The organism is Tardiphaga sp. OK246 (assembly GCF_900188215.1).
Classification (GTDB): Bacteria; Pseudomonadota; Alphaproteobacteria; order Rhizobiales; family Xanthobacteraceae; genus Tardiphaga; species Tardiphaga robiniae.
Genome location: NZ_FZOX01000001.1, coordinates 551909 through 577236, shown reverse-complemented (window position 1 = coordinate 577236; position 25328 = coordinate 551909). Strand labels below are relative to the sequence as shown.

Here is a 25328-nt window from a genome sequence, read left to right as displayed (position 1 = left end):
CAGGAGAATTACCATGGCCGGTCTTGCGGAAAGCGTATCCGAACGCCTCGTTCTGAAGCTGTATTCGACGGATGTCATCGACTCCGAAACTGAACCGTTGGCCGCAACCGATCCAGGATCGAGCGGCGGTCAGGTGCTGCGGCACGTCTCGCACAATCTCGGTCTGACGAAGGACAACTATCGTCCGAACGAAAAGAAGCAGGATGCCCAGCAGTCGATGGGCAAGCACGGAAGCCGCACAATTGCCGGAACCATCAATGGATTCCTGAGTCCCGGCACCCACGCCATCCCGTTCGCTGCGGTGATGCGGTCGGAATGGTCTGAGCCGATCGACCTGGACGAGTCCGATCTGACCAGCGCAGCTTTCGATGCAGCAGCGAAGACGGTCACGTTTGCCAGCGGCGATCCCGTCGCGCTCGGTGCACGCGTCGGCATGATGTGCGAGTTTGCCAACCTGGCGACCGCAGGTAACAACCGATACTTCGTCATCCTCGGATTCAGCGGCTCGAACAATCGAATCGTTAAAGTCTATCCCGAGCCGACGACGCAGATCGCGGATACAGCGTTCTCGCTCTCGCTGTTTCCGAAGATTACGAACCCGCCCACACAGGCCGAGCGCACGAACTACAAGGCTGCGCTTGAGGTCCATAACCCCGACATCGATCTTTCGCGCTTTTACTCTGAGGTGCGGTTCGGCGGTTTCGATCTCTCGGTCGGTGTCAATGCCAACGTGGGTTTGAACTTCACGGTTCTGGGCCGCAATCGCACCATCCTGGCTGGGGCACAGGCGCCGTTTTTCACGGCACCCGCGCCGGAAACTACCACAGATATCCCGACGTCGATGCAGGGGCTGTTGCTGGTCGATGATGCTGTGATTGGCGTTATCACCGGCCTGAACCTGAAGGTCGATCTTGGGCCGGAAGCGGCGAAGGCCGTCAATTCCGAGGGCCTGACGGCCGGTATCCTGCTCGGTGATTTCGTCGGCTCCGGCGACTTCACCGTGTTCCTGACCGATGGCACGATGTTGAGCGCTTATGACAACGAGACGGAGATGAAGCTGTTGGCATTCCTCCCTTCGTCGAAGGCGCCGACCGCACCGGCAAACGTGTTCTTCATGCCCCGGATCAAGATCAATTCGAACAATGAGTCCGAGGTGAACAAAGCCAAGGCCATTCAGTGCCAGTTCGAAATTGGGCGCTACTTCGGCAACGCCGTGGGTGTCGAGAGCACGTCGCTGCAGATCGCCGATACCGAAATCGTCTAATCGCCATCCCTGCCGCTACGGGGAAACCCACTCGGCATGCGCCGGGTGATTGCGCAATCGGATCGGAGGGGCTGGCGGGCCTCTCCGATCTACCTCCGCCAAGGAAAACACCATGAGCAACAAATTCGGATCACTGGTCGCCGACGTCGCGAAGCCGTTTCGCGTCGAACTGATCGACCCGACGACAGAAGACGTTATCCGCGACAAGGCCGGCCGGGCTGCCTATATCGACGTCTGGGCTGCGGACAGCGACCAGGCCCGGCAATACGGCAAGCAGAAGCGCAAGGAACTGAACCTGCGTATCAAGCAGTCGCGCAACGGCAAGGTGGAGCCCGACGATGCGTTCGAGGCTAACATCGCCATGTGCGCTGTCATCACGGCCGACTGGTACCTGGTTGATCGCCTGTCTCGCGAACCGATCGATGTGCCATGCACGCCCGAGAACGCCGCCGATCTGTATTCGCCGTCCGGCATGAGCTGGATTTTCGTTCAGGTGTGGTCGGAAGCTAACAACGCTGCGAATTTTTTGCAGAAGCCGCCGACGACCTCGCCAGCTACGCCGAAGCTTTCTTCCGATCTACTGCCCAAGTAGGTGCATTCGGCACCGAGGGCGACCATGCCGAGCTGGCAAGCGACGTGTTCGCCAAGCTCGGCATCAAGCCAAAGCCGATCGCGGCGCTCGAACCGTTCCCGCCGTTCCCTTGGGCGCTCGCTTACGTCTGGGACTGGCTTCAGGAATTCTCGATCGGCCTGAAGGCGACCGGCATGGCGCCCATCATGGCCGGCTGGGATGACGTCCAATACTGGACGCAAGCGATGCGGCTGGATCTGGAGCCGTGGGAAAAGCGGCTGCTCGTTCGGCTCGCCAACCTTCGCGCCTCGGTGCAGGCGGAAGGCGACGCCGAGAAAACCAAGGGAAAGAATAGGTGATGGCGGTCAGGACGCGTATCGATAGCATTGCTTCCGATATCAACCTGATCGTCAACGATCTTCTTTCACCGGAAGCGCAAAGCAAGGCCGTCGCGGAGTTCGCACGCGGCGCCATCGCCCAGGCGGACGAAACAAACCGTTCGGTGCTCGGCCGCGTACCTCCTCGCATTATCACTGTCGATGGCAATCCCGGTGCTCCGCTCGAAGCGGTGAGACCAGCGGGCGGGTCGATCATCGTTGAATGGGAGTTGATCGGTGACGTCATGGTGTGGATCGGCCAGATGCTGCGCGGTCGCTCTCCGGTTGGTCCGTCTGGTGAATATAGAGATTCCCACACGTTGTTCGCCGATAGTAAAGAAGTGCCAATCGGCGCGGACGTGCCTTTTGCTGACGAATATGTGTTCCTGAATCCAGTGCCCTATGCTCGGCGCGTCGAAATCGGGAAAACAAAAGCGGGTCGGGATTTCGTCATCTCGGTGCCAAACCGCATTTATGAGCGCACGGCGAGTGACGCCAAATCGCGATTTGGCAATATCGCGAACATTAAGTTTTCATACCGAGCGCCCGAGGATTTCTCGATCCTCGCTTATGTGCCGATCGTGCGGACTGTCGTCCGAAATAAACAGGGTCGGTTTGAGCCCGGTTTCAGCAAAGGCAACAGGCGGGCAGCTGCTCACGAGCGGTCGTTGCGCGTCCCCGCCATCGTCATCACTATGAGAGCCGCCTAAATGGCATCGGTCATAGACGCAATTCGCCGCCTGGTTATCCAGGCGAGCGCGCCGGGCGCCGCACAAGCGACCGCGGAGCTGAACGCGCTTGCCGCGGCGCAGGGTGGCGTAGCCGTGGCATCGGCCGTCACCGAGCGAGCGACCACGTCGCTAGATTCAAAGTTTGCGGCGATCGAGCGGCGATATAATTCGGCGCTGCGGAACCAGCAGGAATATGCGAAAATCCAGCGCGATGTAAACGCTGCCGTGGCTCAAAATCCTGCGTTGCAGGACCGCGCCAACGCAGTCCTTGCGTCTGCTGCCGACCGGCTTGGGCAGGTGAGTGGTGCGCAGAAGGCTTTTGGCATCGCCACCCAGACGGCAAATCTGCAGATAGCGGCCTTTGCATCCGGGCTTGGTTTGACCGGTCAGGTGTTGTCGGCATTCGGTCCTGCAGGTTTCGGGGCGGCAGTTGCGCTAGGCGCCGTACAGGCGGCCCTGACGCTGGCGTCCGATAAAGCGCACGAGATGGCGCAGAAGTCGAAGGAGATATTCGAGTTCTCCGAAGCGACCGGTCTATCAACGCGCCAATTTCAGGCGTTGCGCTCTGAGGCCGGAAAATTCGGCATTGATTCAGAGTCGTTGGCGACCGGTCTGACGAAGTTCACAGCCGGCTTCGAAAATCTGCGCCTGGGCAGTGGGGACCTGTTAACTCAGATCCGGCGCATCAATCCGGCTATCGCCGAGCAGATGCAGCAAACGACGGATGCAGCCACTGCATTCACGCTGTTCGGAAGAGCGGTTGAGCAGACCGACAACATCTTCCAGCGCAATGCGCTGCTGAAGGCGGGCATGGGGCGGGGCGCGGCGACCTTTGGTGCATTCTTCGAGAGTGCTCCTGACGTCGCGAAGCTCACAGCTGCTTTTGATGCGGCCGGCCGCGGTATCGACGCCAATCTGATCGTCAAGCTGAAGCAGCTGCAGATTGACATCGATAAGACGAAGAGCGCGACGAACACCGTGTTCGCCGGCATGTTCGGGACTGCCACACTCGAAGGGGAAAAAGCTTTCGCCGAGGGGTTGCTGGAATTGGCGAAGTATGCTGCCAGCTTCAAGCTGTCGGACGATTTCCGGAAGTACATTGATTTCAAGATGAGCCCGGCCGCAACGACTGCGCTCAACATCACAGCGGGTGCCGGTGCGGGGATCCTCGCAGGCGGCGCGACGGGCGCTGTGACCGGCGCGACCATCGGAGCGTTCGGCGGCCCGATCGGGCTGGGTGCCGGCGCCGCGATTGGCGCGCTTGGCGGTGCCATCGTGGGCGCCATATATTCGGCGGTGCAGGAGATCAAGCCCGGATCGTTGGTTGGTGCTACGGCTCCATCCATGGCGAACTTTCGCTCGCCGGCGAATTCCTATTCGACGTTTCAGGCGCCGGCGACGCCCGCTGTAGCGAAGACGCCGCAAGCTGAACTCGCTGACATGGAAAAGCGAGTTGCTCTTCTGGGTGCAGCCGCAACCGCAACTGAAAAGTACGACGCTGCGCTCGCAAAGCTCAAGCTTGGGCAGGACGGCGTGACCCTGTCCGGCAAGGATCTTGACCGGGCGACGGCGGCGCTTGGTCTGGAAAAAGCGACGGCCATGGTGGCCGCCCATAATAGCGCGCTTGGTATGTCGTTGCCGGTGCAGGATGCTGTCAACGCGAAGACCCTAGAACTACAGCGGTTGCAGCAGCAGGGCGCCGGGTTGACCTCAAAGCAAATTGAGGATCAGCGATCGATGGCCCGTGAGCAGGCGCTGGGAACATCGCAGATCAAAGCGCAGATCGACGCGATCACCGTTCAGTCGGCAACGGCCGGCATGTCTGCAGGTGCGGCAGCGGCGTACACCGCCAAGCAGTCATTGCTCAACGATGCCATTCGAAACCATAAGGATCTGACTACGCAGGATCGTGCGGAAATAGACAAGCAGGCTGAGGCCTATGGTCGTGTCGTCGCCGCTGCTGAAAAGCAGCGCGTTGCTGGGCAGATATCTTTCGATCGACAGACAGCGTTTTTGTCACCTCAGGATGTTCAGATTGCGCAGCAGCTGCGCGGCATCTATGGCGACGACGTTCCGCGCGCGCTCAAGTCAGCTGAGGCTGAGGCCATCCGGCTGAACGATTCCTTCAAGGGCATCAACGATACGATTCGCGATGCCGCGCAGTCGCTGACGAAGGACTTTGTGTCCGGGTTGGCGTCCGGCAAGTCGATGATGTCGGCGCTTGGCGATGCGGCCTCGAACCTGTCGGCGAAGCTGACCGATAAGGCGATCACGTCGCTATTCTCCGGCGACCTGGTCGGCGCGGCGGTATCCGGTTTTGGCGCGCTCATCTCGGGGATCTTCGGCAACAATTCGAAGAAGCGCGAACAGGAAGAAAAAGACACCAAGGCGGCGATGGAGCGCATGATCCAGTATCAGCAGCGCGCCACGCTGGCGAGCCTGGACACCAATACCCGCGAGGGCTCGCTCGCCGCGCAGGAAGCGAACTTTCAGGCGGAGCGTCTGCAGGAAGCCCAGAACGGCAACCGCGCCCTAGACTCGCTGTTGACGGCGCAGAACGCCGAGCGGCTCGCATTGCAAAAGCAGTGGGATGACAAGGAAATCGAGGCGGCCAAGGCGAAGGCTGACGCCATCGCGCAGCGGACCCTGTCGGCGCAGGATCGCCTGTTCACGGCGATGAATGATAACACCACGCTTGAGGGTCAGCTTGCGGCGGCCGATCGGCAGTATGCGCGCGAGCGGCTCGACGAAATGAAGACCGGCGGCGAAGCGCTGCTCGACCTGGTCGCGGCGCAGGAAGCCGAGCGCGCCGACATCATCAAGAAGTACAACGAGGAATTGCTGACCTTTGTCCAGGGCGTCGCCAAGACGATCAGGGATTATCTGCAGGGCCTCAAAACCAGCTCGAACTCGACACTGTCGCCGCAGCAGCAGCTCGCGGCCGCGCAGTCAAATTTCGCGGCCCAGCTGGCGCTGGCGCAAGGCGGCGATCGCGACGCGCTGACCGGCATCACGCAGGTGGCACAGACCCTGCTGGATCAGGCCAAGTCGTTCTACGCGTCGTCGGGCGGTTACACCGATATTTACAATCAGGTCACCGCGGCCTTGACCGGCCTCGCCAACATCAGCGCCGGCACCGTCAGCGATGCCGATCGGATCGTGGCCGCGGTGAACGACTCCAAGACGGCCACGACCGGCACGATCACGACCACCAGCCTGCAGGAACAGTCGCTGCTCAACGCCATGAACCTGGTGCTGGGCGCGATCAACACGCTGGCGGATCGCTTCGTCAACGCTATCAATGGTCTCGGTGCGCTGACGTCGACCATTGGATCAAATCAATCCTACTGGCTCGCGCAGATCTATGCGGCAACGGCCAAGTCGGCGGCGAACAGCGGCGGCTCGTTCTGGAGCTGGCTTGGCTTTCAGGATGGCGGCCGCATTCCCGGTTATGCCGGCGGCGGCATGGTCGGTAACGGCATGTACAACGTCGATAGCGTCGTCGCGCGCTATGCCGGCGGCGGCGACATCGCGCTTGCGGGCGGCGAGTTCGTCAATCGGGCGACCAGCGTCAACGCCGCCACGATGCCGATGCTGCAGTTCATCAACGACAACGGCCGCCTGCCGGCACAGGGCAGCGACTCGGCAGCTCGCGAGAATGCACGCGCGATCGCGCAGTCGAACCGTGCCGATGCCGACCGTGTCATCGCCAAGCTGGATGAGCTGATCGACGCCATCAACGATACGCCGGCGAAAAACTCTGCGGCAACGCGGCGGCTGGTCGAAGGCCTCAAGCAACGCGCGGCATCCTAGGAGATCACATGTCCGGCCTGTCCCTCTATGCGCACAAGATCGTCGGCGATCAGATCCTTATTCTGGGACGCTGGATGGCTCTGCATATCGCAGATCCGACAGACGTCGGCTCGGATAGCAACGAAGTCCCGACCATCGGCACGAATTACAGCCGCGTCGATCTGCAGGGCAAGATGTCGCCTTTCGACCTTGCGACCGGCCGATCGACGCTGATCGCCGACGTCAATGTCGGCCCGGCCTTTATCGATTGGGGCCTGCTGACCTGGGCGTCGTTCTGGGATGCGCAGGATGGCGGCCACATGATCATGAGCGGTCCGCTGCAGACTGCGCAGGATACACCGGCCGGCAAGCAGTTTCAGCTGCTGGCGGGCCAGTTCTCTATCGGCAAGACGCCGTAACCCATGCCGGCGACGGGCGCCCGCGTCGCAATCTCTCACCTCACCAAAAGGAGCTACCATGCCCGACTACTCGGCATCTAACGAACTCGCCGGCACCAAGCAGGCGATCGCGACCACCCACAAGACCTTGCTCGGCATCTCCGTGGCGAGTGCCGTCGCGCTGCGCCGACCGCGCATCTTCGACGTGATCTTCGGCGTTGAAGGTACGCCGTCCGACCAGGCCATCGTGTGGGACGCATCGCGCACCACAACCGTAGGCACCGGCTCTGCCGCTACGCCGAACCCGCTGGATCCTGCAGATCCGGCCGCTCTCACTGTGGCCACGGCCAACATGACCGTGGAGCCGACCGTCACAGCGAATTCGAACCTGTTGCCGGCCGCCGTCAACCAGCGTGCCACCATTCGCTGGGTGCCGACGCCGGGCAAGGAGCTGGTGATCCCGGCGACCAATCTGGCCGGTATCGCATTCCGTGCCAAGTCGGCCGGCTATGTCGGCTTCGCCAACGTCACCGCGATGTTTAACGAGTAATCATCATGCTTCGTCCGGACGGCGTGTTCATCTGCACCGATGCCGCAGGCAAGGAAACCCACATTGATTCTTATCAGTGCGGGCATTGCGGGCTGCACAACGCCGTCCGGACCAAGACGCGCGACGCCGACATCGGCGGCTGGTGCCGGGTCTGCACCAGCAATGTCTGCCCGGCGTGCCTGGTCTCAGGGCGCTGCGATCCCTTCGAGAAGGCGATCGAGCGCGTCGAAGCGCGGGGCAGGGCTCTGCGCTCCTATGGATTAGCGGACTAAACACAGCATGCTCGGGGGCCACTCATTCGGCGGCGGCGCGTTCGGCGATCTCGGCAACGAGGTGGCGGTCGTTCGGCCGATCTTTGCCGATAGCTGGCATCCGCAATATCCGCAGCCGTCGCGGTCCCGCGTTGTCGCGGCCGCACGCGTGGCGGCCGTCGCATGGGCGGCCTTCGTCGCAGATCCCGGCGCGCTCACCAGGCCGGAAGCAACGGCGCCCGATCGCTGGTTTGTCGATCTGCAGCAACCGCAGCGGTTCCGGCCGGCTCTCCGCACCGTCGAGCAGCAGTTCGCAGCTTTCGTGCAGGCCGAACCATTTGCAGAAGCCTCGCACACCGAGGGCTGGTCACCGGCGCTATCGGAGCCGCTTCGCTTCCGCCGTGCCATCAAGGCCCGCGACCAGCAATTCGCGGCGTTCGTCCAGGCCGCGCCGTTCAATGAGCGGATTGATGCCGACCGATGGGTGCCTCCGCTCTCGGAGCCGCTCCGGTTCCGGCGCGCCATCAAGGTTAGCGAGCAGCAGTTCGCGGCCTATACGACCTTCGAGGCATTCTGGACGCCGCCGCTGGCCGAGCCGCAGCGCTTCCGGCCGGCGCTGCGCGCCACGCTGCAGCAGCATGTGGCCTTCACGGGCTTTGCTCCCTTCACTGAGGCCTCGCATGCTGACGCGTGGATGCCGCAGTTGTCTGAGCCGCTGCGTTTCAGGCGGGCTCTGTTGGCCTATAAGCAGCAGTTCGCGGCCTTCGTTCAATTTGCGCCCTTTGCCGAGGCGTCGCACACCGAGGCGTGGTCGCCGGCGCTGGCCGAGCCTGTTCGCTTCCGGCGCTCCATCAAGGCGAGCGAACAGCAGTTCGCGGCCTATACGACCTTCGAGGCATTCTGGCAGCCGCAGTTTAACGACCCGCAGCGCTTCCGGCGCGGTCTCCGCGTCAATGCGCAGCAGTGGACGGCGTTCGTTCAAGCGGGTCCGTTCGCGGAGGTTGTTCCTGTCGATCGCTGGAGTCAGGCGCTGTCGCAGCCGCCGATTTTCCGGCGCGGTCTGCGGGCCGTCGATCAGGAATTCCATTACCTCTCCGACCGCGATATCGCGCTCACCTCCGAGACGATCGCGATCACCTTCGGCTTCTCCCTGACCATGGTGCCGACCTCGGCCTATGAGCAGATGCTCGCCGACACCAAGGCGCGCTTCGCTTACTCTGCGGTGATCTCGCCGTGGGTGCTGTCGGACCGCGGGAGCTGATCGATGTTCTCGGGCCATCCCTTCGGCGGCCGCGCGTTCTCCGATGAGAAGCGCGGCAGCAGCACCATCAATATCTTTTTCGGTTTCGGTGTCCGCATCGATCTCGAATATCGCATCTATGTGGCGACAGAAGAATTCATCACCGACGCAACTGACACGCCGCCGTCGCAGCCTTATTCGGGCGTGCTTGATGAGCCGATGGACTTCACCTGGTCGATGCCGTCTGCGGCTGGCTTCGGCGGCTTCATCACGGGCCGTGGATCGACCGTGATCAACAATATGGATGCGCGCTTCGACGTGCTGACCCAGCGCTACACCACGGACGGCCAGCCGGTCGAAGTCCGGCTTGGCAAGGTCGGAACGCCGCAGACGTCGTGGCCGATCGTATTCCGTGGTCTGTCGTCGGGCGAGTTCATCGACGATGCCAGCTTCGAGATCTCGACGGAAGACAACGGCTATAAATTCGACGTGCCGGTGCAGGCCAATGTCTATGCCGGCACCGGCGGCCTCGACGGCAATTCGGATCTGGCGGGTAAGCCGCGACCGCTGTGTTTCGGATGGTGCGAGGGCAACCTAACGCCGGCGATGGTTATCCCCGGCGAGTTGCTGTTTCAGGTCCATGACGGCCGCGTGCAGGCGATCTCGGCCGTCTATGACAAGGGCGCGGCGCTGGCGCTCGATCAAGATTATCCGACCGTGGCGGCGTTGCGGGCTGCGACCGTGCCGCCGAGCAAATATGCGACCTGCCTGGCGGACGGTTACTTCCGTGTAGCGTTCCTCGATCTGCAGGCCGGCGCCATCACAGCCGACGTGCAGGGCGATGTCACCGGCGGCCAATTCGCCGAGACGACCGTGGCGATCGTGCGTGCGGTGATCGAGCGCTCGACGGCGCTGCGGGTGCCCGCCGACATCTATCTGCCGTCGCTAACGGTGCTGGATCTGCAGCAGCCGGCGCCGGTCGGCATCTTTGTCAGCCACAACGATACGGTGAGCGTTGCCGACGTGATCGGCAAGCTGATGGTGGGGATCGGCGGCTTTGCCGGCTTCCGGCGTGAAGGCAAGTTCTATGTCGGTCGCGTCGATGCGCCGATGGGGCCGCCGACCAAGCGGTTCGACAAGTACAATTTCGATCCGAATCCGCAAAAGCAGCGGCTGCCGGACGGCATCTGGCCGCCGCCGGCGAAATGGCTGGTCGGCTACGGCAGAAACTACACGGTGCAGACCGACGTCGCCGGCGTCGTCACCGACGATAGGCGCAGCTGGCTCGCGGCCGAGTATCGCTATGCGACCGCCGCGGCGCCGGCGATCAAAGTGGATCATCCCTTCGGCAAGGATCCTGACCCGGTGCCGGCTTACTTCCGCGACAAGTCCGATGCTGACGCGGAAGCGGCACGGCGCCTGGCGCTGTATCGCGCCTCGCGCGGCCTCTACAGCTTCGGCGCTTCCGATCGCGACGTCGCGCTGATGAATGTCGGCGAGCAGAACTGGATTCGCCACACGCGCGGGGATCTCATTTTGGGGCGATACATGATCATTACGTCGATCCAGCACAAGGCCGGCGACAACGCCGCCACCATTCAGGCGTTCGGCTGATGGCAAACGCGCGCATTGGCTACGTTAACAAGGCCGACATCGCGGCGCTGTCGGTGTCGTCGCAGAACCTGCTGGCGCCGATCGCGCGGCTGCAGGATCCGCATATCGGCGTGCAATGGCAGGGCACCATCAATGCCGAATGGTTTGTTGCCGATCTCGGCTCTGTGCAGGCGATCGATTGCGTGCGGCTGATGGGGCTCACCGCAGCGACAGCCCGGATCCGATATTCAACCGCAGATCCCGGCACCGGCGACGTCTTCGACACCGGCGTGCTGCCCATCGACCAGGCGCTGCTGACGCTCACGAATCTGCGCTCGGTCAGCGCGCGTTACGTCCGTGTCGATCTCGCCGGCGATGCGGTCTGTGCTGCCGGCCGGCTGTTCATCGGCCAGCTCGAAACCTTCGGCGTGAATTACTCTTGGGGCTGGACGCGCAAGCGGGTCGATCCCAGCGACCGCAAGAAAACTGAGGGCGGGCAGACGCGGATCAACCGCCGCCAGAAGTATCGGGTCTTTGCGGTCAGTTTCGAATTCCTCTCCGATGCCGAGGCAAACGGCTTCACCGACGATATAGATCGGATCAACGGTCTGACCGATGACGTTCTTTTCATTCCGGTCCCCGACAGCGCGAACCTCGAACAGGATTCGATCTGGGGCCTGATGACGGATCTCGCGCCAGTGTCGCAACAGTTCATCGACCGATGGACGAAACCCCTCACGATTGAACAGAGGCTATAATGGCAGACCTTAAATATGCCGGCCGCGTTGCAGAAACTGCTGTAACTTACGGTGCGACCGGTGGCGCTGGGATGGGCGATATCTTTCTGTCCGGCGCCATCGACACCGATCATTCGGCCTTTTCGGCCAAGTTTGCCGATGGCGATCTGATCCCGGTCTCCGTTTATGGAGGCGGGAAGTGGCTGGAAATCGAGGGTACCTATAATCTCGGTGCCAACAGCATCTCTCGCACTACGTTCCGGGATTCCTCGACGGGGGTGAACCTGGCTCTGTCCGGCACAATGACAGTTCTGTGTGGCTGGGGTGCAGCAGACGCGCGCGCCATGATCCGTAACGACCGGGCGCAGTCATTCAACGCGACACAAAAGAACCAAGCCCTCGCGAACGTCGGCGGCGTCGGAACGGACAGCGCTCAATCGTTGTCGGGAGCGCAAAAGGACCAAGCCAGCGTCAACATCGGAACAGTGCGCGCCGTCCGGGTTCAGAAATTCGTTTATACCGGCATTGCACAAACCTACACACCGGACCCAAATCTGCTTTATGCGATTGCTGAGGGCATAGCAGGCGGTGGTGGCGGCGCTGGCGTTCCGGGGCCAGGTGCGAGCCAAATTACTGTCGGCGGCGGAGGTCAGGCGGGTTCATATGCCCGTCGTCTCCTCACAGCGGTACAGATTGGTGCCTCTCAAACCGCGACCGTTGGCAACGGCGGCAATGGAGGAAGTGGCGCTGCTAACGGCTCGACGGGCGGTTCTACTTCACTCGGTTCGCTGCTCTCTGCCGGTGGCGGCGGAGGTGGCGCGACGATGGGCGCGGGCGCGGGCATTTATGCGATTCAGGGCGGCTCGGGGGGCGTTGCTACCGTGGGGGACGTTTTGGTCCATGGCGAACCGGGATTGCCCGGCATCGGTGTCTATCCGATGATCACCGGAGGACAAGGAGGGTCGTCCAATTTTGGTGCAGGCGGCGCGGCTGTTGTCGCGGTCGGGGTGGCCTCAAACGGGAATAGCGCTCCCGGCTTTGGAGGCGGCGGTAGCGGCTCTGGTTCGGCATCTGCCGGCGGTGGCGGGACGGGTGGCAGTGGCGGCAGCGGCCTGCTGGTGATCACCGAGTTCTGTAGCAAGTAGTGTGCTTAAAGCAGGCCGAGCAGCCGCTCGACGCAGCGCGCTATTGTGGCTCGACCGTCGTAGCCTTTGACCCTCTTGAGGGGGCGTTACTTGCTTCGGACGGCAGTAAGTAAAGCTCTCCAGAACTCTTCATCAAAATAGCCATCGCATCTGACTGGGACAGCGGTTTCTTCCGGAAGGTTTTCAACAGACAGCCCGTAGTGGCCGAAGACAAGGTCGGCAACAGGCGACCAGTTTACGGCAATACCTATGTCCTGCATCTGCTTGCCTGCGGCGACCAAAGCGCTTCGATCGGTCATTGCCAAGAGGTCGAGGCAGGAAAAAAGCTGCCGCCAAACATCCGTGAGGAGCAGCGGCTTCTGCTTCAGTGTCGCGGCGTAAAGTTCTTTTGCGTGTTCGCCTTGATGAATCTGACGAGCATAAAGGGCGTTCTTGAAGTTTTCGGTAAGAACACCGTGCGCTTCAACCGCCTTTGGTTCGATAGGTGTGGAGACCGGCTGTTTCTCCGCTACGAAGAACACAAAGTTCGTGGTGACGTTTTTAAAGACTGCAGCAGTTGGATCAGCGACGCTTCGATTAAGGTGCCGAAGTGAAAAAAGCGGATAAATCACCCGTTTCATAAACTCGTCGTCGACAATCCCAGTTTCGTGGGCGTCCACGAAGCTTGAATCGTAATATACGCCTACGCAGAGGCGGCCTCCGGGTTTGAGAACACGATGCATCTCAATAGCGGCTGCGACAGGGTTGCTGAAATGATCGAGAGCGTTGCGGCAGTAGACAACATCAACACTATTTGAAGCGAAGGGCAGATGTTCCGCCCAACACGATACAAAGGTTGTGTCTTGAGCGGCGATTACGGATTCGAGCACGCTGATATATGCGTGTGCAAAAAGATCGACATTGAATTTATGGCCCTTAGTGACATGAGGAATGTCATCGACGAATGAGCCGCCAACGCAAACTATTCTATCTTGATCCGCGATGATGTCGTCGTTGAGCCATGGGGTCACCCAGGCAGCCGCGGCGGTTTGCTTAGGAGATCCGACGTAGCTGGCCATAAAGTCTGCGGTCTGTTTGAGCTCGTCCTGCCATTGCTCTGACGGGTTCAAATTCGAAAACACAGGTACGCCGCTTACCCAGGGGATTACCCGCGACGCTGACCTTAGTTGTTCTCCATCGGCCGTGAGTGGTAAGAAGGTTTTCGGTTCGACCAAGTGTTCGGCCAAGTAGGAAGCTGAGGCGTGTCGCACCGTTTTCTCCTGAGATAAGTCGCGTTTCTTCATCAATCATACGCTGATTGAAACGTCAAAAAAGCCCGCCCCAGCCGCCCTTCCGGGCGCCTTTCCTTGTTGCGAGCGGTCAATCTTCGTCGAGCTTCGTCTGATTTAGCCTTGAATGGTAGCGGCGGTGTCGTATCTCGCTGAACCACCTCACGGCCGCTGCGATAAGCATCGCGGCGATGCTCAGCAGCAATATGATTTGGAAGGCCTCTACCATCGGGTGGGGATAGCACAACGCCCCACTGTTCCCAAAGTGGCGCCGTCGCATCGCATCGCGGATGGCTTACGCGGCCGAATAATTCCCATAACCGGAGAACCACCATGACCATCGCTGCCCTTGTGGCGGGGGGACCCGTGGTCGTGGCCTGAAATCATTGACATAACTGGAGAACGACCCATGTCCGCGATCCCTATCGTCGGGAAATGCTTCCCCACGGCCGACGGCTTTATGGCCTATCTCGACACGATCAAATTCGGTGCTTGGACGCCAAAATTTATCACCATGCACCACACCGGCGGCCCCAGCTTGACGACCTGGAAAACCTACGCGCACGGAAGCCGGAAGGTGCCGATCACCGACGCGCAGTGGATGAAGAATCTGGCCGGGTATTACGGCGGCGAGATGGGCTGGAGCGCTGGGCCGCATTTCTTTTTCACGCCGGACAATTTCTGCGTTCTCTCACTGCCCGAGAAGCGAGGTGTGCACGCCGTCTCGTTCAATGCGAATTCGTGGGGCGTTGAGTGCGTGGGTGACTTCGATGCAGAACCGTTCACCGACGAGTTAAAGGATCGATACGCGGAGGGCTTGGCCTGCCTGTATCTGGCGATTGGGCTCAGCCCCGAGAACTTCGTCAAGGGCGTCCGTGGCCTGCATTTCCATCGCGACGATCCCAAGACGACCAAAACCTGTCCGGGCAAGCATGTCAGTAAGGATGTGATGATTGCCGCCATTCAGGCGAAGATGATCGCGCTGGGCGGCGGCGAGCACGATCATGACGACGACGTTCCACCGCCGGTGGCGGTGCCCAAGACCCGAACCGGCGTGGTCAATGTCGCCGCCAGCGATTTCCTCGTCGTGCGCGATGAAGCAAGCGGAAAATCGCCTGAAACGCGTCGGCTCCGCAAGGGCGACAAGGTCCAAATCACAGGCGAGGCCAAGAACGGCGACACCGCGTGGTTCAGAATCGTCGGCGACGATTACGTCGCTGCCAAATACGTCACCCTGACCTAATTCCGCCGCGCGACAACATCGGACTCGCGGCTTATTTGATGATCGACGCGATGGCTTCGAAAGAGATTCCGGCGAGCAAAACTGCCCCGTAAATCGCGATCATCGCCCGTTCAAGTTTTCTGCGCATCGGCTTTCTTCTGATTTCCAGCGCAGTCCGTACCGCGCTCGGCGGCCTCCGAGCAAATTGAAACCCTCAAAGGTGAAACTATGAAGCGCTTTGTTCTGGCGGCCCTGGCGGCTGCCCTCTTTGTCGTGGCTGCTCCGATGCTGGCATTCGCCGCCGACGGTGCCGCGCCGGAAACAGTGGCTCAATCAATCTCCGAGACCACCAAGGTGACGTGGGCTTGGGGCGCGACCGTCTCCCAGGCCGGGCAGGCGATCGCTTGGCTGCTGGCATCGGTGGCGATGGTGATGCTCCGGAAGCTGCCGGCGAACATCGTGGCGATCTTCGGCAATGCCCGGGTCGAGCTCTTGCTGAACAACGCCATCGGCTACGGCCTGAACGCCGTGCAGGGTGCAGTGAAGGACAAAACGCTGACCGTCGAAGTCGGGAACGAGGTGCTCGCCAAGGCGCTGCAGTATGCCGTCGATAACGCCCCGGGCTGGCTTCAGTCGTGGGCCGGTGGTCCCGAAGGCTTGGCCAAGAAGATCTGGGCTCGGCTGAACCTCGGCGAGGGCGCCAGTGACGCGGCGCTCCCGGCCGCCGTCAGCTCCGTCTCGGCAGGCTGATGTTCAGCGGGCTCGCAGGAGCCGCGCTGCTGAAGGTCCTGGAGGCGTTGTTCAACGCCTTCGGTACTTCGCTGAATACGTGGCTGGAAAAGCAGCGCACCGAGCAGGCGCTCAAGGACCTGGGCCGGGTCACGGCCGAGCGGGATCAGCAGACCGAAGCCCGTGAGGCGACGGAGCGCGAGCTCGAAGCTTCTCAAAACGCACCGCAGACGGTGGATGAAGCCATCGCGCGGCTTGAGGAGGGCTCGGCATGACGTTCACCTGCACGGGGTGGGTGCTGATCTATGCCCAACTGACCTGCACGACGCCGACGCCAGCGCCGGCCGTCGTCTGTCCGCCGGTTCGGACATGGTCGAAGGACTTTCAAAAACAGGTGGCGACCGAGTTGCGGGCCGCTCCCAATAGCGCGTTGGCCAAGATCGCCGTTCAGTCGATCGGCGATCGCGACATCGCGCGAGCGTGTCGGAGAAAGAAGTGAAGGCGGGAAATGACCACAAGGCCAGTCGACCTGACCGAGCCGCAGCGCGTGCTTCTGACGACGCTGACCGACCAGCGGGTGGCGAACCTGCTCAGCCTGGCAGACATCATCGGCGACATGAACGCCGACGGGCTGGAGTTTCTACGGCGCCTCGGCGATCCGCGGTTTGAAGCGCTCACGAATTTCCTGTCGCACACCAAGCCCGAGACGCTGACCTTCCTGACCGAGGCGCGGCCGGAGGAAGTCGCCAATCTTCAGGAGGGAATCCGCCTAGTCGTGGCGTTGCAACTGCTCGGGCGGATCAGCAAGTGGGGCGCGGTTACATTCTTCGGGGTCTTCGTCAGCATGGTTCTCATTTGGGAAAAGGTGTCGGCATGGCTCAAGGCACGGTGACATATCGGCTCGTGTTCTTCTTCGCGATCCTGTTCGCGGCCGTCATTGGCGGCGGGGCAGGGGTCTGGGTTATCGATCGCGAGATACCGACTATCATCATCGCGGCCGAGCCGGTGACGCCGGTGGTCGCAGCCGGCGGCGAACTGAGGATCGATTATGTTGTGCGCCGACACCGGTCGTGCGCCGTGTCCATCGACCGCTTCATTATCGACCGCTTCAACACTCGCTACGAGCTCGAAGACCTGAACGTGAACGCGGGCCTTCCGCTTGGCGAAGACCGCTTCGTTCAGCCGGTCAAGGTTCCTCAAGGCGTCGAGCCTGGCCCCGCGAAATATCGCACGGCGTCGACCTATACCTGCAACCCGCTGCAGAAGCTGTGGCCGATCACCGGTGGCACGCGGGACATCAACTTTCTTGTGAAGTAGACGGCCCGACGTCATTGGGGTGCCGTCGGGCCTGACCGGATGTTCTTGGACCTTGGAGGATCGGGCTATCCGGCTCTTCAAATAATCTAATCTGGTCGACAACGTTCCAGCCAGCATCCGCATGGCGGCGAATAGTGGGGCCGCCTGTGTGTACATCTGACATCAAGCGGCCCCGTGCCGCACGGTTGCAATGTCGGTACCCGAAATGACGGACCCGGCAACCTCGCGCGACGACCCGACGTATTAATGGGGAGCTCGGCGGCGTTGAGTTGGGGACAGGGAGACCGCCGAGCCAGCCAACAGCCTCTGCAAAAGATGCTGACCGGCGGGAAAAGAGACAATAACGATTCTCGTTCCAGCAGGCCTGGCAAATGAAACGGCCCGACGCTCAACCGAATCCATGAGCGCCGGGCCAAGCCCTGGCGTGCCTTCCGGGGTCACGCCGGCCATCGACGTCTAGCATCACAACCAAAGGAAACTCAATGATCCGCCTGTTCTCGGCGTGCGTTTTGCTGTGCGCATTTTACATTTCACCGACCTCTGCCCAGAACTTTCTCGAAGGCGTCGTCTCGATCAACGTCACCATGACCAAGGAGGAAACCTGCATCGCCAGCCAGTACGGCGTGGGTGACGGCTACCACGGGCGCCGGACGGCGTCGGGCGAACGGTTCAACACCTACGCATTGACGGCCGCGCACCGCACCAGGCGCTTCGGTAGCCACGTCACGGTGACGAACAAGGCCAACGGTCGATCGGTGAGGGTTCGGATCACTGACCGTGGACCGTTTATCAAAGGACGTTGCGTCGATCTGTCTCGAGCAGCAGCCAACGCAATCGGCATGGGCGGCATCGCGCGCGTCACCGTCCAATAATTCGAGCCGGGCTCGTCACCAGGCCCGAGGGCTTCCGCCCAAGACTTAGCCGCCGGTGTCCAATTGGATGCCGGCGGTTTTCTGCTTTGGGCTTATTGCTGCGCGCCCCGCATACAACGATTCACAAAGCGCTTGCGGCCGCCGTATTTTTCGGCAGCCATAAAGCCCCGTTGGTCCGCCATTTGAGTGCAGGCCTCGTATGTCCGCTGCTGTTTCGGCGCGGCCTGAGCGTTTGCGGAAAGCGCAACGACGGCTGATAAAAAGGCGCAAACAGTAAGCACGTTTTTCATGGATAATCCTTTGCTATGGAATAGGCACGAGGATCGAACTGCGAAACAATGCCGCCTTACCGAGCTTTCCCAACTATCAACTTGCTGAAAATAATGCCCTGCTCGGGTGTATAGATAATCACCGATTGCGGATTTTGGGAATTGCCCGATTTTTCAGTCCGGCGCGTTCCTCGACCCTCCGAGCTTTTTCCTGGTATTTTAGCGCCAGTGCATTTAGCTGATCGGACACTGATCGATACCCGACGAACCTCGCATACTCTTTGCACCTTCGAGATATCGCTCTCAGTCGAGCAGCTGTTGCGACCGCTTCTCGTTGGGGCTTCGTCAGTGCCATCGAGGCACCCGGCACAGCGCGACTAACCGATCCACCATCCCGAAAGTGGTTTTTTGCGCAGTTCGATACGCTCTCCACCTCAAAACGAAAAATATGATTGAACCGCTGTGTTGCGGTGCATAATATTTTCTTGCCGGGAAAGTCGCGTTGGCGTGGAGGATGGAAATGCCGCACGGATATCGGGCGTGGACAGATGATGATGTTGAAAAGTTAAAAGCTCTCGCCGGGAGCAAATCCCCGGACGACATTTCCCGAGAGTTGGGACGGACGCTCGCGGCAACGGTGTGCAAAGCCCACCTACTTGGTATTTCAATGCGTAGACCTGCAAATGCTGGACTTCCACGAAATTGGTATAAGCAGCCGCAGGAACGTTCACCTAGACTTTAGTTCACGATCGCCGGACTCGTCCTGAGTGACAGCCGGCGATTTTTATTTCACCAACCTCAATTCCCCATAGCCCTTCTGCAAGCGCTCCTGCGCGGCGACCACGTCTTCGTGGTCCAGTATCTCAAGCATGCGCTGAAGAACGAATTGCGGGCCCCGCGGACCCGGTCTGATGTAAGTGTGCAGCACCGCCCGAGCGTCTTCCATCGCCTTGTTGATGATGTCGATGTCGCGCATCACCGATCCCTCGCGAGCTTGGTACGGTTGCGCCACTGTGTATCCTTGTCGACTGAATGATAGACAGGCGTTCCTTTTGGGAAGAGTGCTTGCAGCATACCGAGCCGCGCGAACTCGATCGGCCCCTCGTACTCGGCGGCTTGAATCAAGACGTGCATCGCGTTTTGCCACGGTCGTGCATCGTGCGTCTGCTTTGGCAGGCGGGTGATATATTCGCCAGCATCCTGCAGGGTCGCAAGTTTACCGCCGTCGGGCAGGGCAATAGGATCTGGAAACGGGGTTGACCAGGACACAACGCAACTCCGCAACTGAACGGTGGATTCAAGCGGCGATAGGGCGATTTGTTCCTATCTTCTGCGAGCGGTAGCTGGCTCCGAGAACATGCCTTCTATCGGGGTTTCGAGCGCCTCACAAATTGCGAACAGCGTGCTGGCGCTGATCCGGTTCGTGGCCTTCTCGTACTTTTGGATCTGCTGGAATGATACGCCAGCTGCCTGCCCAAGGTCCGCTTGGCTCAGCTTCTTGGCGACGCGAGCTTCGCGGATACGTCGGCCAATGACGACGTCGACTTTCTTTGCACTGCGAGGGCTCAGAGGTTTTTTCATGCTTCAGAGAGTATCCCATGATCGGGGCTCTTCCACATGATGAAACCGCCGCACTCGTGCATCACGATGACCCCATCGGCGATCAGCTTGTCACGGCCGAGCGTGTATTCGGCGACATTGCCGCCGCCCTTCAGGAAGCTCCCGTTCCAGTCGCCGACCGACATGCGGCCTTCGTCGATACGGAGCGTCTTGGCGATCTCAAGCAGTCGGGCTGCTGCGGCGTCAGGCTGGGCGTAGGGGCGGGCTTGGACGTATTTTTCGGGCGGCTTGCTCATGCTGCCGTTCGATCCGATTCCAAACTCGGCGGTCAAGACTTGACGATGTTCTCTAAACGTCGGCTACGTGCCGCGGGAATTTGAGTAAGAGTGTTAACCTTTTGTTAACCAGATCATCCCAGCCTTGCCTCATGCGGTGGACTGGAGATCTTGGGGAACTGGTGACCGCATAGAGAAGCCGCCCGGCCCGGACCCGGGCGGCTTCTTGCCCAAGCCCCAGTGCGATGGTGTCTCTCACGCAGCAAAAAGCCCGCCGGGTGAGGGCGGGCTATTTCAGGCTCGGGTGCAGGGCGCGGGAGCAAACCACTCATTCGGTCGGTTTGGTCCATGTTTGCCGGAGAAATGCATAGACGATCGGAGCTATTGTTCCGCTACCGATAACCGTAGCGGCCCACGGCTGGTCAAAGAAGATTGCCAAGGCGGAGACACCTAGCCCGCTGAGCGCGAAGAGGCCCGCCAACAGCTGACCGATATGCACGTCCCGCACCACGAATTTAGATTCGCGACGCTCCATCTCGCGACGGTGGGCACCCTCAGCCTCGAATTGAGCAAAGATGCGCTCGGCGCCTCCAGGCACAATGCGATTGAATTCATCAAGCGCGGCGGGAGGCGGCAATGGTCCGCTCCATCCGGCAGACACTATCTGCCGCTGGACTTCGTGTTGATTCTGTTGAGGCTGGTGGCGTTCAACCGACCCTTGCCGGTTAGCCCTTGGCTTTTTCACCGCGGACCTTCGTCATGCCGCGCTTCATATCGCCACCCACGCGCTGCCAATCGTTTTTCATGGCTTCAGCGGAGTTCGATTTGGGGTAGCTGGTGATCGGTCCGGCGGACGCAAAAGACCCCATCTGCGCCAACCCGTGCACGAAGCCGGTGACGAATAACCCTGTCTGCGATCGGGTCAGCAATCGACGAAATTTGCTGTTGCGGGTCATCGGATCTTTCACTCTCATACGCAGGCAACACAGTTATTGCGTATTTTGTTCCAAAAATCAAGTGTCATTTCAGTGACTTAGGCTATGCGCAGTGCGGGAAAACCCGAACAAAATCAATAGTTATCCCCGGAACGCACATCAAGGCCAATCTCGCTGTTCCTCCCTTGGAAAACCTAGCCGCCTTGGTTTTTGGCCTGCCGTTTGGCGCCCTGCTCATTGCCGAGCCCGATCCTCGGCTCGTCCAAAATCTTGTCGAGCGGCGAAGCGGGCTTCTTGGACGCAGGCATGGTCTTCGCTGGTCGAGCAGATGACGGCACCTTTGCGATGATAGCCTCGGCCTCCTTCAGATTTCGATGGATCGCATCAACGTCGTCGATCTGAGCTGCTGCTCGGATGAGCGTTCGGACGTGCTTGAGGGCTTCGATCGGGTCCATTTCGAGGCTCCAGTGGTTCGAGCGTTTAACGTTGGGTCGTATCGAAAAATTCGCGCCAAGTCCGATATGACCGCTCACCCGTGGCCGCCGTCCAGGCATGCACCTTTCCATTCTTTTCGACGCGATAGCGCCAACCGTTAGCCTCGTTGGGGAAGCGTTCTGCGGTGGATGCCAAATCAACGTCGTCAACCACTGTGTCGCCGTCAACCGCCGCTCGAAACTGTTCGACGCTGCGGAAATTGACCAACCCGCCTGGCATCATCGCAGCAATGCGGCCGTTGGCTTGCACCGCATATGGCACTCCAGCATAGACGCCGTCTGGATTGAAGGCGCCGGCAGCTACGCGGTCGATCGTCACTGTCGACGACTTTCCGCCCAGACCAGCGCGACGGCCTTGGGGCCCGGCTAGGGTCCGCAGCAAATCCTCATGGCGCAAATTCGGAAGCACCAGAACGAACAATAGGCCCAGCAATGGCGAAAGTATTACGGAAAGAATGAACCATCCAAGGCCGCTCCGGCCCCGCGCGCTGGCCGCCACGCCGACGAGCACCGCAAATACCAACCAAACAAGAAAGATTTCCATCGCAGCAATCGTCCCCCAAGCCACAATGATCGAAGCGCAACTTACGGGTGAGGGCAACCCCAGCAATCGTCAAGGCATCTCTTAGGACGGCTTCCAACCTTTTAGATCTTCAATAATCTGCCGGAAGACCATTTTTACTTCCGAAACTTGTGCCATGTTTGGCAGTATGGTCTCGCCGGGTAGATCACCGCTGCCAGCGCTCCCGTACACTGCGAGAATGCTGTTATCGAAGCCGCCGATGTCGGCGTCTCCAGCAAGAAACTCGTGTTGGGGAAAGGCGGCGTCTAACTCTGCAATGACGCGTTCGACAGCGGATGCGGACGCGTCCGGCGTGAGCGTGAAGATGAACGTACCCATTTAGTTGATCTTCCGGTATCCCGCTTCTGTCAGTTTGACCTGGTCGTTCACGATCTCGACCAGACCCATCTCCAGGAGCTCGCTCAATTGGTCTTCCGTGATCGGCGACATCTTTAGCCGGTTGGCGTAGATATCGCGGAGCGTCCAGTCGAGATCGATATTGTCTTTCCAGTTTCGCATCCCTCACCACATCTTTCCGAAATCGCCCGCCGCATTCTGTCAGCTGCTTACATCCCGCATTTTACCCGATGGCGGGGAGAGCGTCATCGAGGATGCGTTGCCTAATTCAATTTTGATGCTGCCGCAGCTGGCTGCTGAGGTTGCTCCAACATGGAAAGCGAGTTCTGCAGGGCATTAATCAGGGCTTGGGCTGCCGCCGGGCTGCATCGCAAACGTCCACTCGTGGCGAACTTGACGTTTACGTCGTTACTGTCTGCTACCGGCACCAATATCCTTTGAGCAAGCTCGACCTGAACGGCACCGTTCATTACGCCATTGGCACCAACGACGTCGAAGTAAACCACGGGAGCGCTTGGGACATCTTCGTAAGGCGGCGAGGCAGGTGCGGTCGTTGGGTCTGTCATTATATCCTCCCGGTTTTTTCGATTATCAACCGCTTGCCAAGGTTAGTCCTTTTGCATCTCGTCATCTGCGTTTAGGTGACGCACGCGATCTCGCATGCTACTGTTAGCATACGGGAGACCTTACCGGGGCCGGTAAGATGGCATGCCAACCTATCTCGTTCGAATTATCGAGACCCGCGATCTCGTCGGGGTCTTCTCCGCCGACAATATTCATCAGCTCATCATCATCGTCGACGAATGCACCGAGCCAGACGACTGTGAATATACGCGCATGGGCCCGGGCGGCATCATGTGGACGAGCCCGGCGATACCAATTCCGATCGCGATCCCTGAGGATGCAGACGGTGGGGAGCCAGATCCTATGCCGTGGGGTGACGCCAGCGTCACTGAGTCCTGGTGGGACTACTTCTACGGATACGCTGCCTATCGCTGGAAGCGATTCTTTCCTGACGATCCGCCAAAGCCTAAACAGCCAGTGCCGCCCCAGCGTCCGGGGCCAGGGCATGTGGTGCCGTTTAAGAAGAAGCGAGAATGACGTTCATTGAAAGGCTGTGTCCATGACCGGCGACCAATCGAGAAAATTGAAAATCGGCGATCGCGTCCACTGGAAGAACGACGTAGGCGACGCCGGCACCGTTACTAATAACGCCTGGAGCGGTGTCGTGATCAAATGGGACAACCGCGGGCCTCAGACGATCATGCATAACGACATGGTCGATGTATCGCTGGGCGGTTGAGTCCGAAGCTACCGGACCAGCCGTCGGCCGCCCGGAAAGCACTTGTAGTCGGGTCCGTGTTCTTGCCTGCATGAGGTGTAGGTATCAGCCACGAAGAAGCCGGCCATCAGTACAATCAAGATCAGACAAGCGATGGCTATTCGAGGACTCATCGTAGGGCTGGACCCGGCTGCGTTTTGCTGAAGATTTTCCGCCAGCTGTTGCTGCGCGCTGCGGTTCAATGGGGTGGGCTCGCGAGGATCCAACCACAACCAGCCACATACTTCTACGACGGCAGCCAGAACGACAGTCGCGGCGGGGCCCAGTAGAAGGACGCTTAGGCTCAGGCCGACCAGCACCGCGCAGATGATCGCCGCCGCGGCTGCAGGGCTACCCCATCGACCTTCTTGCCGGATCAACCATGCAATCATCGAGATCTCTGAGTCTGAAAGCGGGCAACGAATTGGCAATGAAATGGCTATTCTGACCGTGAACAAAACGTGCCGAACTGGAAAGGTAAGTCAATAAGATCAATGCCTTGAGATTAATGCACTGCGTTCGGGACGCAGGGGTCGCAGGTTCGAATCCTGCCACTCCGACCATGATTTCAATGACTTAGTGTCATTTTGCGGCGCCGCCGCAGATCAAGAATCTCCCGATTTTCATCTGAGAACAACCACCCCCGGGCGCGCGAGCCATGCGGCGCGCAGCTATCCGCCCTCAAAAACGCGCTTGCGGGCATTCTCGATATGCGACCGCATGGCTTCGCGAGCTCCGGCTTCATCTCTGGAGGCGATCGCATCGAACACGGCCCGGTGCTCCTCTTGCCCACGCAGAAGTCGGTCGCGAGGCTGGATCAAGGAGAGGTTTCGATTGAGCGTGATACCCACGCTCACCTGAGACTGGATCGCGGCGAGAGTCGCGGCGAAGAAGCGATTGCCGGTGGCCTCTGCGACCGAACGGTGGAACGCAATGTCTTCCTCCACGCCCAGCGCGGCATCTGCGATCACTTGATCAAGTGCCACGATAGCGTCGCGGATCCGGCGCAGACCTTCCGGGTCGTGATCGCGCGCGGCAAGCGCGGCGGCTTCTCCTTCGATGCCGATCCGAAATACGAAACAGCGCTGGATATCGGCAATGCTTCCCACGGGAGCGTAGTTGTAAACGTCTGCCGCGGGACGTCGCATCACGAACGAACCGGCGCCCTGCCGCGATGCGACGACGCCGTCATCGCGCAGCCGCATCAGTGCTTCACGGACAACCGGGCGCGAAACGCCAAGCTGATCTGCCAGGCGTGTCTCAGGAGGGAGCCGCGCATTGACCGGATAGATTCCGACCGTGATCTGGCTGAGGACATGGTCGTAGACGCGGTCGCTAAGCTTTCCCGTCACAGCCGGGCGCTCCGGAATGTCGTCCCGTTTGACCGTTGAGCCCATGTTCACCCCGTCCTTGCTCCGAACATGCTCCAGTCTTTGGCAACATTACATCTTTTTGACAAGTCGGTGCACTGCCGCTGACAATCCGGGATTGCAGCGCT

36 protein-coding genes are annotated in these 25328 nt (G+C 60.2%); 21 read left to right on the top strand and 15 right to left on the bottom strand.

The window, feature by feature from the left end:
• Positions 1-13: 13 nt before the first annotated feature.
• The 12 genes from CHC01_RS02840 (at position 14) to CHC01_RS02785 (ending at position 12649) form a co-directional block, all read left to right on the top strand.
• Positions 14-1264 (top strand): phage tail tube protein, encoded by a 1251-nt coding sequence (locus tag CHC01_RS02840; protein ID WP_089262270.1) that lies wholly within the window; start codon positions 14-16, stop codon positions 1262-1264.
• Positions 1265-1376: 112 nt separating this feature from the next.
• Positions 1377-1856 (top strand): hypothetical protein, encoded by a 480-nt coding sequence (locus tag CHC01_RS02835; protein WP_089262268.1) that lies wholly within the window; start codon positions 1377-1379, stop codon positions 1854-1856.
• 44 nt (positions 1857-1900) lie between these two features.
• Positions 1901-2194, top strand: a complete 294-nt coding sequence (locus CHC01_RS02830) for a hypothetical protein (protein ID WP_089262266.1) — start codon at positions 1901-1903, stop codon at positions 2192-2194.
• A complete protein-coding gene (locus CHC01_RS02825; RefSeq protein ID WP_089262264.1) occupies positions 2194-2922 on the top strand; it encodes a hypothetical protein in 729 nt (242 codons plus the stop codon). Before CHC01_RS02830 ends, CHC01_RS02825 begins: the two co-directional genes overlap by 1 nt.
• Entirely contained in the window at positions 2923-6756 is a 3834-nt protein-coding gene (locus tag CHC01_RS02820) for a coiled-coil domain-containing protein (RefSeq protein ID WP_089262262.1), read from the top strand.
• A gap of 8 nt (positions 6757-6764) precedes the next feature.
• The gene (locus CHC01_RS02815) at positions 6765-7154 is read left to right on the top strand and encodes a phage tail fiber protein (RefSeq protein WP_089262260.1); all 390 of its coding nucleotides are present in this window, start codon (positions 6765-6767) and stop codon (positions 7152-7154) included.
• Between the two features lie 58 nt (positions 7155-7212).
• A complete protein-coding gene (locus CHC01_RS02810) occupies positions 7213-7683 on the top strand; it encodes a hypothetical protein (protein WP_089262258.1) in 471 nt (156 codons plus the stop codon).
• A gap of 5 nt (positions 7684-7688) precedes the next feature.
• Positions 7689-7955 (top strand): hypothetical protein, encoded by a 267-nt coding sequence (locus CHC01_RS02805; protein ID WP_089262256.1) that lies wholly within the window; start codon positions 7689-7691, stop codon positions 7953-7955.
• A 7-nt stretch (positions 7956-7962) separates the two neighbouring features.
• Entirely contained in the window at positions 7963-9195 is a 1233-nt protein-coding gene (locus tag CHC01_RS02800) for a hypothetical protein (RefSeq protein WP_089262254.1), read from the top strand.
• 3 nt (positions 9196-9198) lie between these two features.
• Positions 9199-10788, top strand: a complete 1590-nt coding sequence (locus tag CHC01_RS02795; RefSeq protein WP_089262252.1) for a hypothetical protein — start codon at positions 9199-9201, stop codon at positions 10786-10788.
• Positions 10788-11525 carry a hypothetical protein gene (locus CHC01_RS02790; protein ID WP_089262250.1) on the top strand — a complete coding sequence of 246 codons (738 nt, stop codon included), beginning with the start codon at positions 10788-10790 and terminating at the stop codon, positions 11523-11525. The genes CHC01_RS02795 and CHC01_RS02790 overlap by 1 nt, the downstream gene beginning before the upstream one ends.
• Positions 11525-12649 (top strand): hypothetical protein, encoded by a 1125-nt coding sequence (locus CHC01_RS02785; protein WP_089262248.1) that lies wholly within the window; start codon positions 11525-11527, stop codon positions 12647-12649. The genes CHC01_RS02790 and CHC01_RS02785 overlap by 1 nt, the downstream gene beginning before the upstream one ends.
• A gap of 86 nt (positions 12650-12735) precedes the next feature.
• Here the strand turns inward: CHC01_RS02785 and CHC01_RS02780 are convergent, their stop codons facing one another.
• The gene (locus CHC01_RS02780) at positions 12736-13932 is read right to left on the bottom strand and encodes a class I SAM-dependent methyltransferase (RefSeq protein ID WP_089262246.1); all 1197 of its coding nucleotides are present in this window, start codon (positions 13930-13932) and stop codon (positions 12736-12738) included.
• Between the two features lie 445 nt (positions 13933-14377).
• Between CHC01_RS02780 and CHC01_RS02775 the strand changes: the two genes are divergently transcribed.
• The 7 genes from CHC01_RS02775 to CHC01_RS02745 all read left to right on the top strand — a co-directional run bounded on the left by CHC01_RS02775 (position 14378) and on the right by CHC01_RS02745 (position 18057).
• Positions 14378-15160 (top strand): amidase, encoded by a 783-nt coding sequence (locus tag CHC01_RS02775; protein ID WP_176454481.1) that lies wholly within the window; start codon positions 14378-14380, stop codon positions 15158-15160.
• Between the two features lie 207 nt (positions 15161-15367).
• A complete protein-coding gene (locus CHC01_RS02770; RefSeq protein ID WP_089262242.1) occupies positions 15368-15889 on the top strand; it encodes a hypothetical protein in 522 nt (173 codons plus the stop codon).
• Positions 15889-16143 carry a hypothetical protein gene (locus CHC01_RS02765; protein WP_089262240.1) on the top strand — a complete coding sequence of 85 codons (255 nt, stop codon included), beginning with the start codon at positions 15889-15891 and terminating at the stop codon, positions 16141-16143. Before CHC01_RS02770 ends, CHC01_RS02765 begins: the two co-directional genes overlap by 1 nt.
• A complete protein-coding gene (locus CHC01_RS02760; RefSeq protein WP_089262238.1) occupies positions 16140-16367 on the top strand; it encodes a hypothetical protein in 228 nt (75 codons plus the stop codon). Before CHC01_RS02765 ends, CHC01_RS02760 begins: the two co-directional genes overlap by 4 nt.
• 48 nt (positions 16368-16415) lie before the next feature.
• The gene (locus CHC01_RS02755) at positions 16416-16760 is read left to right on the top strand and encodes a hypothetical protein (protein ID WP_176454480.1); all 345 of its coding nucleotides are present in this window, start codon (positions 16416-16418) and stop codon (positions 16758-16760) included.
• Positions 16761-16771: 11 nt separating this feature from the next.
• On the top strand, positions 16772-17185 hold the full coding sequence (locus CHC01_RS02750) for a hypothetical protein (protein ID WP_141137026.1): 414 nt from the start codon (positions 16772-16774) through the stop codon (positions 17183-17185).
• 584 nt (positions 17186-17769) lie between these two features.
• Positions 17770-18057 carry a septal ring lytic transglycosylase RlpA family protein gene (locus CHC01_RS02745; protein WP_210421656.1) on the top strand — a complete coding sequence of 96 codons (288 nt, stop codon included), beginning with the start codon at positions 17770-17772 and terminating at the stop codon, positions 18055-18057.
• Between the two features lie 92 nt (positions 18058-18149).
• On the opposite strand, the gene CHC01_RS02740 is transcribed toward CHC01_RS02745, so the two are convergent.
• The 12 genes from CHC01_RS02740 to CHC01_RS02685 form a co-directional block, all read right to left on the bottom strand.
• On the bottom strand, positions 18150-18347 hold the full coding sequence (locus CHC01_RS02740) for a hypothetical protein (protein ID WP_089262230.1): 198 nt from the start codon (positions 18345-18347) through the stop codon (positions 18150-18152).
• A gap of 763 nt (positions 18348-19110) precedes the next feature.
• Complete coding sequence (locus CHC01_RS02735; RefSeq protein WP_089262228.1) at positions 19111-19302, bottom strand: hypothetical protein; 192 nt, start codon at positions 19300-19302, stop codon at positions 19111-19113.
• Positions 19302-19595: a hypothetical protein gene (locus CHC01_RS02730; protein WP_176454479.1), complete on the bottom strand. Its 294-nt coding sequence runs from the start codon at positions 19593-19595 to the stop codon at positions 19302-19304. The genes CHC01_RS02735 and CHC01_RS02730 overlap by 1 nt, the downstream gene beginning before the upstream one ends.
• Before the next feature lie 54 nt (positions 19596-19649).
• Positions 19650-19907 carry a helix-turn-helix domain-containing protein gene (locus CHC01_RS02725; RefSeq protein WP_089262227.1) on the bottom strand — a complete coding sequence of 86 codons (258 nt, stop codon included), beginning with the start codon at positions 19905-19907 and terminating at the stop codon, positions 19650-19652.
• Positions 19904-20182 (bottom strand): hypothetical protein, encoded by a 279-nt coding sequence (locus CHC01_RS02720; RefSeq protein ID WP_141137024.1) that lies wholly within the window; start codon positions 20180-20182, stop codon positions 19904-19906. Before CHC01_RS02720 ends, CHC01_RS02725 begins: the two co-directional genes overlap by 4 nt.
• 307 nt (positions 20183-20489) lie before the next feature.
• Positions 20490-20798 carry a DUF2335 domain-containing protein gene (locus tag CHC01_RS02715; RefSeq protein ID WP_176454478.1) on the bottom strand — a complete coding sequence of 103 codons (309 nt, stop codon included), beginning with the start codon at positions 20796-20798 and terminating at the stop codon, positions 20490-20492.
• An 88-nt stretch (positions 20799-20886) separates the two neighbouring features.
• Positions 20887-21117 carry a hypothetical protein gene (locus CHC01_RS02710; RefSeq protein ID WP_089262221.1) on the bottom strand — a complete coding sequence of 77 codons (231 nt, stop codon included), beginning with the start codon at positions 21115-21117 and terminating at the stop codon, positions 20887-20889.
• Positions 21118-21290: 173 nt separating this feature from the next.
• On the bottom strand, positions 21291-21551 hold the full coding sequence (locus CHC01_RS02705) for a hypothetical protein (protein ID WP_089262219.1): 261 nt from the start codon (positions 21549-21551) through the stop codon (positions 21291-21293).
• 25 nt (positions 21552-21576) lie between these two features.
• A complete protein-coding gene (locus tag CHC01_RS32210; protein ID WP_089262217.1) occupies positions 21577-22134 on the bottom strand; it encodes a hypothetical protein in 558 nt (185 codons plus the stop codon).
• 81 nt (positions 22135-22215) lie between these two features.
• On the bottom strand, positions 22216-22491 hold the full coding sequence (locus CHC01_RS02695) for a hypothetical protein (protein WP_089262215.1): 276 nt from the start codon (positions 22489-22491) through the stop codon (positions 22216-22218).
• On the bottom strand, positions 22492-22671 hold the full coding sequence (locus CHC01_RS02690; RefSeq protein WP_089262213.1) for a hypothetical protein: 180 nt from the start codon (positions 22669-22671) through the stop codon (positions 22492-22494).
• A 101-nt stretch (positions 22672-22772) separates the two neighbouring features.
• A complete protein-coding gene (locus CHC01_RS02685) occupies positions 22773-23075 on the bottom strand; it encodes a hypothetical protein (protein ID WP_089262211.1) in 303 nt (100 codons plus the stop codon).
• A gap of 142 nt (positions 23076-23217) precedes the next feature.
• Between CHC01_RS02685 and CHC01_RS02680 the strand changes: the two genes are divergently transcribed.
• Together CHC01_RS02680 and CHC01_RS02675 are read left to right on the top strand one after the other, a co-directional pair.
• Positions 23218-23610, top strand: a complete 393-nt coding sequence (locus CHC01_RS02680) for a hypothetical protein (RefSeq protein WP_089262209.1) — start codon at positions 23218-23220, stop codon at positions 23608-23610.
• A gap of 22 nt (positions 23611-23632) precedes the next feature.
• On the top strand, positions 23633-23812 hold the full coding sequence (locus tag CHC01_RS02675) for a hypothetical protein (protein WP_089262207.1): 180 nt from the start codon (positions 23633-23635) through the stop codon (positions 23810-23812).
• 8 nt (positions 23813-23820) lie between these two features.
• On the opposite strand, the gene CHC01_RS02670 is transcribed toward CHC01_RS02675, so the two are convergent.
• Together CHC01_RS02670 and CHC01_RS02665 are read right to left on the bottom strand one after the other, a co-directional pair.
• Positions 23821-24222 carry a hypothetical protein gene (locus tag CHC01_RS02670; RefSeq protein WP_089262205.1) on the bottom strand — a complete coding sequence of 134 codons (402 nt, stop codon included), beginning with the start codon at positions 24220-24222 and terminating at the stop codon, positions 23821-23823.
• A gap of 279 nt (positions 24223-24501) precedes the next feature.
• Complete coding sequence (locus tag CHC01_RS02665) at positions 24502-25227, bottom strand: FadR/GntR family transcriptional regulator (RefSeq protein WP_089262203.1); 726 nt, start codon at positions 25225-25227, stop codon at positions 24502-24504.
• Between the last annotated feature and the right edge of the window lie 101 nt (positions 25228-25328).

Coding starts and splice junctions, on each gene's coding strand:
- CHC01_RS02840 (WP_089262270.1), top strand. CDS start 14: ATGGCCGGTCTTGCGGAAAGCGTATCCGAACGCCTCGTTCTGAAGCTG.
- CHC01_RS02835 (WP_089262268.1), top strand. CDS start 1,377: ATGAGCAACAAATTCGGATCACTGGTCGCCGACGTCGCGAAGCCGTTT.
- CHC01_RS02825 (WP_089262264.1), top strand. CDS start 2,194: ATGGCGGTCAGGACGCGTATCGATAGCATTGCTTCCGATATCAACCTG.
- CHC01_RS02820 (WP_089262262.1), top strand. CDS start 2,923: ATGGCATCGGTCATAGACGCAATTCGCCGCCTGGTTATCCAGGCGAGC.
- CHC01_RS02815 (WP_089262260.1), top strand. CDS start 6,765: ATGTCCGGCCTGTCCCTCTATGCGCACAAGATCGTCGGCGATCAGATC.
- CHC01_RS02810 (WP_089262258.1), top strand. CDS start 7,213: ATGCCCGACTACTCGGCATCTAACGAACTCGCCGGCACCAAGCAGGCG.
- CHC01_RS02805 (WP_089262256.1), top strand. CDS start 7,689: ATGCTTCGTCCGGACGGCGTGTTCATCTGCACCGATGCCGCAGGCAAG.
- CHC01_RS02800 (WP_089262254.1), top strand. CDS start 7,963: ATGCTCGGGGGCCACTCATTCGGCGGCGGCGCGTTCGGCGATCTCGGC.
- CHC01_RS02795 (WP_089262252.1), top strand. CDS start 9,199: ATGTTCTCGGGCCATCCCTTCGGCGGCCGCGCGTTCTCCGATGAGAAG.
- CHC01_RS02790 (WP_089262250.1), top strand. CDS start 10,788: ATGGCAAACGCGCGCATTGGCTACGTTAACAAGGCCGACATCGCGGCG.
- CHC01_RS02785 (WP_089262248.1), top strand. CDS start 11,525: ATGGCAGACCTTAAATATGCCGGCCGCGTTGCAGAAACTGCTGTAACT.
- CHC01_RS02780 (WP_089262246.1), bottom strand. CDS start 13,932: ATGAAGAAACGCGACTTATCTCAGGAGAAAACGGTGCGACACGCCTCA.
- CHC01_RS02775 (WP_176454481.1), top strand. CDS start 14,378: ATGGCCTATCTCGACACGATCAAATTCGGTGCTTGGACGCCAAAATTT.
- CHC01_RS02770 (WP_089262242.1), top strand. CDS start 15,368: ATGAAGCGCTTTGTTCTGGCGGCCCTGGCGGCTGCCCTCTTTGTCGTG.
- CHC01_RS02765 (WP_089262240.1), top strand. CDS start 15,889: ATGTTCAGCGGGCTCGCAGGAGCCGCGCTGCTGAAGGTCCTGGAGGCG.
- CHC01_RS02760 (WP_089262238.1), top strand. CDS start 16,140: ATGACGTTCACCTGCACGGGGTGGGTGCTGATCTATGCCCAACTGACC.
- CHC01_RS02745 (WP_210421656.1), top strand. CDS start 17,770: ATGACCAAGGAGGAAACCTGCATCGCCAGCCAGTACGGCGTGGGTGAC.
- CHC01_RS02740 (WP_089262230.1), bottom strand. CDS start 18,347: ATGAAAAACGTGCTTACTGTTTGCGCCTTTTTATCAGCCGTCGTTGCG.
- CHC01_RS02735 (WP_089262228.1), bottom strand. CDS start 19,302: ATGCGCGACATCGACATCATCAACAAGGCGATGGAAGACGCTCGGGCG.
- CHC01_RS02725 (WP_089262227.1), bottom strand. CDS start 19,907: ATGAAAAAACCTCTGAGCCCTCGCAGTGCAAAGAAAGTCGACGTCGTC.
- CHC01_RS02720 (WP_141137024.1), bottom strand. CDS start 20,182: ATGAGCAAGCCGCCCGAAAAATACGTCCAAGCCCGCCCCTACGCCCAG.
- CHC01_RS02710 (WP_089262221.1), bottom strand. CDS start 21,117: ATGACCCGCAACAGCAAATTTCGTCGATTGCTGACCCGATCGCAGACA.
- CHC01_RS02705 (WP_089262219.1), bottom strand. CDS start 21,551: ATGGACCCGATCGAAGCCCTCAAGCACGTCCGAACGCTCATCCGAGCA.
- CHC01_RS32210 (WP_089262217.1), bottom strand. CDS start 22,134: ATGGAAATCTTTCTTGTTTGGTTGGTATTTGCGGTGCTCGTCGGCGTG.
- CHC01_RS02695 (WP_089262215.1), bottom strand. CDS start 22,491: ATGGGTACGTTCATCTTCACGCTCACGCCGGACGCGTCCGCATCCGCT.
- CHC01_RS02690 (WP_089262213.1), bottom strand. CDS start 22,671: ATGCGAAACTGGAAAGACAATATCGATCTCGACTGGACGCTCCGCGAT.
- CHC01_RS02685 (WP_089262211.1), bottom strand. CDS start 23,075: ATGACAGACCCAACGACCGCACCTGCCTCGCCGCCTTACGAAGATGTC.
- CHC01_RS02680 (WP_089262209.1), top strand. CDS start 23,218: ATGCCAACCTATCTCGTTCGAATTATCGAGACCCGCGATCTCGTCGGG.
- CHC01_RS02675 (WP_089262207.1), top strand. CDS start 23,633: ATGACCGGCGACCAATCGAGAAAATTGAAAATCGGCGATCGCGTCCAC.
- CHC01_RS02670 (WP_089262205.1), bottom strand. CDS start 24,222: ATGATTGCATGGTTGATCCGGCAAGAAGGTCGATGGGGTAGCCCTGCA.
- CHC01_RS02665 (WP_089262203.1), bottom strand. CDS start 25,227: ATGGGCTCAACGGTCAAACGGGACGACATTCCGGAGCGCCCGGCTGTG.